Source organism: uncultured Polaribacter sp. (assembly GCF_947495205.1).
In the GTDB taxonomy this organism is placed as follows: domain Bacteria; phylum Bacteroidota; class Bacteroidia; order Flavobacteriales; family Flavobacteriaceae; genus Polaribacter.
The window spans coordinates 1-3318 of record NZ_CANLXV010000025.1 but is presented as its reverse complement, the minus strand read 5'-3'; the positions used below and the strand labels follow the sequence as shown (position 1 = coordinate 3318).

The window sequence follows — 3318 nt, the reverse complement described above, 5'->3', positions numbered from 1 at the left end:
ATTTTTTGGATGCGAAGTTTACAGAAATCTGACCATTTTGAATTTGGTCAACGACGAATAATTTTAAATCTAAAGTTACTTTTTGGTAGCTTTTTTTTCGCCAGGGTTCTTTTTGTGTTTTCATAAGTGACTATAATTAAGTGTTTAATTTTTTAGTCAACCTATTTCAGGAAAGTACATTTTTTTTTGTATGTTTTACAACGTTGTTGTATAAAGTTTGTTGCGTTGATTTAGCGTAAATTTAATAAATATTTACTAAATTAAAAGTGTGCGAGGATTTTCCAAAATAAGCAAATAAAAAGCAATAAAATTTATACGGTGTTACAAACAGTTGTGTGTCCTGCGTTGCTTCGGGATACAATTTAGTAAAATAAATAAGGAGCAACAAAACTGTAATTGAGATGAGAGGCTCATTTTTTTTTAGAAACAACCTTGGCATTAGTTTCAAGTTGAATTACAGAAAAAAAAAAGTGAGAATTGTTCTCTCGGCTGGGATGTTAGGCATATCAGTCAAACCGCCTTATGGGGCTTACTTTTCACGAGTTGGTCTTGAGCGATAAGGTCAAAGGCGCTACCACATTTGTATTGTGAGTATTTTAGTTAAGCTATGGTAGGAGTAAAGAAGCTGAAAGAGATGAGATTGAACCCTTGTAGAAGTGTCGTAAACAACTTTAATATTGTCAAAATCGAGGGATGGGCGGTCTTGCGAGACAGAACTTAACGGGAGAAACCTATTTACTGGTTAAGTGGCAATCGGCATAAAGAGGGCAGGAGCTTTACTTACAGCTCAATTACGGAACAGGAGAAGCTAAATAGTAGTGCAAAAATACCACAACCCCGAAGGGCAAGGTAGAAAGTAGCCATACTATTATTTAGTGGCGGATTAGTCCGTAGTAGCGCAGAGTTTTCTGTAATGGAAAAGGAGCGAAGGGACTGACTTAACGGTTTTAACTTGTATTACAACTAAAAGATTTTTTTAGGATGATTTTCAAAGAGAAACAAAAGTCGCAACCGATATTAAAGCGACAGGTCATGGAAGCCTTTAACAAGGTAAAAAGTAACAAAGGTGCTTCAGGTGTTGATAATTTATCAATACAAGAAGTGCAATCACGTCCTATGAAGTACCTATATCCCGTATGGAACAGATTGGCAAGTGGCAGTTATTTTCCAAAGCCTGTACGCGAGGTAGCAATACCCAAGCCAGATGGGCGCATCAGAAAGCTAGGCATACCAACCGTACAAGACCGAACGGCTCAAATGGTAATAAGAGAAGAATTAGAGCAAATTGTAGATAAACAATTTAGCACTAATTCCTTTGGCTATCGTCCAAACAAATCAGCGCATCACGCCATCAAGCAATGCAGGAAAAACTGTATGGAGATGGATTGGGCAATCGATTTGGACATCAAGAGTTTCTTTGATGAGATAGACCACGATTTAATGCTTAAAGCGTTAAGTCATTTTACTAAAGCAGGGCACATTCACTTGTATGTAAAACGTTGGTTAAAAGCCTGGGTCCAAAGGAAAGATGGCAGTATTCACCCACGAGTTAAAGGCACACCGCAAGGAGGTGTAATAAGCCCATTATTGGCAAACATCTTTTTGCACGTGGTTTTTGATAAGTGGCTAGAGAAGCACCACCCCGAGGTAAAGTTTGAACGCTATGCCGATGATATTATCATCCATTGCAATAACTTTAAACAAGCCTTGCGTACATTGGAAGCAGTAAAAGCCCGATTTAAGCAATGTAAATTGAAGATAAAAGACGGCAAGAGCAATATCGTATATTGCAAACGCAACCAAAAGAAGCATCCACCGTTTAAGGTGCACTATGTAACATTTGATTTTCTAGGCTTTACATTTAAGCCCCGAATGGTCAAGGGCTACTTTGGGAACTTTCATTTGGGATTTACCCCATCAATAAGTCGAACAAGTCAAAAACGCATCAATCAAACCCTGTTTAAGTTAAAACTGCATCGTATGGTTCACTTGCGCCTGCCTGATTTGGCAGGCATCATAGCTGACAAAGTACGAGGGTGGATTCATTACTACGGCAAGGTTCGAATGAGTGAATTACACTATGTGTTTCGTTTTTTGAACAAACGACTGGCAAAATGGGTACGTAACAAATATCGGCGATTTAGGCGTAAACACTGGTTTGCTGCATACAAATGGTTACAGGAAACTGCGAAGCAGTATCCTACAATGTTTGTACACTGGCAATATGGATTTATGCCATGACTTGTTAAGAAGAGCCGTATGATGGGAGACTATCACGTACGGTTCTGTGAGAGGTTTAGGGGTGAGATTCCCCTTTACCTACTCGACTTTTTCAATCCGACTTTATTTATTTAATTCAGAATTGGAATGATTTAAAGAATCTATCTTTTTTTGGGTTAAAACTAAAGTACGCAATTTGGATAATTCCTCTTCCATTTCTTGTTTGGTCACTTGTTTTTTTGGAACTTCTTTATTACTTGTTATTTTTTTAAATAAATCTATTCCACTATAAATTCCACCAAATAAACCAAAAGCAAATATGTACCAGAATGTTTTTCTTTTCCAACCTGAAAGAATTGACTCATTATGTAGTTTAAATCTTTCAGCTTTTTCGTCTTTTTCTTTTTGTGTGAAAAAACTCTCCCATTCTTGTAGAATACTCAATCCGTATTCACTTAAATGATGTTTTTCATTATATTTAAAAAAATCTTTGTTTTCTAATTCCGATAATATGCTTAAGTATTCTTTCCAATTTAGTTTGTTTTTTACTAATTCAAAAAAATCAGTATCATCTTTTTTATCGCCTTGGTTTTCAAACTTTGTTTTAAGTAAAAAATATTTTAATTCAGTCATTTATTTTGAGTGTGATTGTATTATACTGATATAGGTTGACCTTTTTTTTTGTTTTTTTATACCGTTCAAATTATTTTTTTAGCCGTTTAGAAGGCAAAAAATACTTTGAACTAATTTATTGTTTAAATTTCAAGTTCAGTCAAATTTAGTTTATTTTTTCGATATGACTTGTATTTGATATTTGGATTTTGATGAACTTCGCTTGGTTTTCTTAAATCTAGACTACAATGTGCTCTTAAATGATTGTAAATATATACAGCTTGTATTGCTGTTTTTTGAGCTATATCGGTATTTTTTAACGTTTTCCTTAAACCGTATTCATATTTTAAAGTTCTATTGATCCGTTCTGCAATTGCATTTTCATATGGGTCATACTGTTCAGTCATACTGATTTTAATTCCATTTTTCTTAGCAAACTGGGTGTATTTAGGGTTACAATATTGAAAACCTCTATCAGAATGATGT

At 35.0% G+C, this 3318-nt stretch carries 3 protein-coding genes; 1 reads left to right on the top strand and 2 read right to left on the bottom strand.

Translation table 11 applies throughout. The annotated features are described in order from the left end of the window. Positions 1-981: 981 nt before the first annotated feature. Positions 982-2241 (top strand): group II intron reverse transcriptase/maturase, encoded by a 1260-nt coding sequence (gene ltrA, locus Q0762_RS13820; RefSeq protein ID WP_298767714.1) that lies wholly within the window; start codon positions 982-984, stop codon positions 2239-2241. A gap of 102 nt (positions 2242-2343) precedes the next feature. On the opposite strand, the gene Q0762_RS13815 is transcribed toward ltrA, so the two are convergent. After that, entirely contained in the window at positions 2344-2853 is a 510-nt protein-coding gene (locus Q0762_RS13815) for a hypothetical protein (RefSeq protein WP_298767712.1), read from the bottom strand. Positions 2854-2975: 122 nt separating this feature from the next. Further along, positions 2976-3318, bottom strand: a 343-nt coding sequence (locus Q0762_RS13810) for an integrase core domain-containing protein (protein ID WP_298767710.1), incomplete at its 5' end; no start/stop codon positions are given.

Coding starts and splice junctions, on each gene's coding strand:
- ltrA (WP_298767714.1), top strand. CDS start 982: ATGATTTTCAAAGAGAAACAAAAGTCGCAACCGATATTAAAGCGACAG.
- Q0762_RS13815 (WP_298767712.1), bottom strand. CDS start 2,853: ATGACTGAATTAAAATATTTTTTACTTAAAACAAAGTTTGAAAACCAA.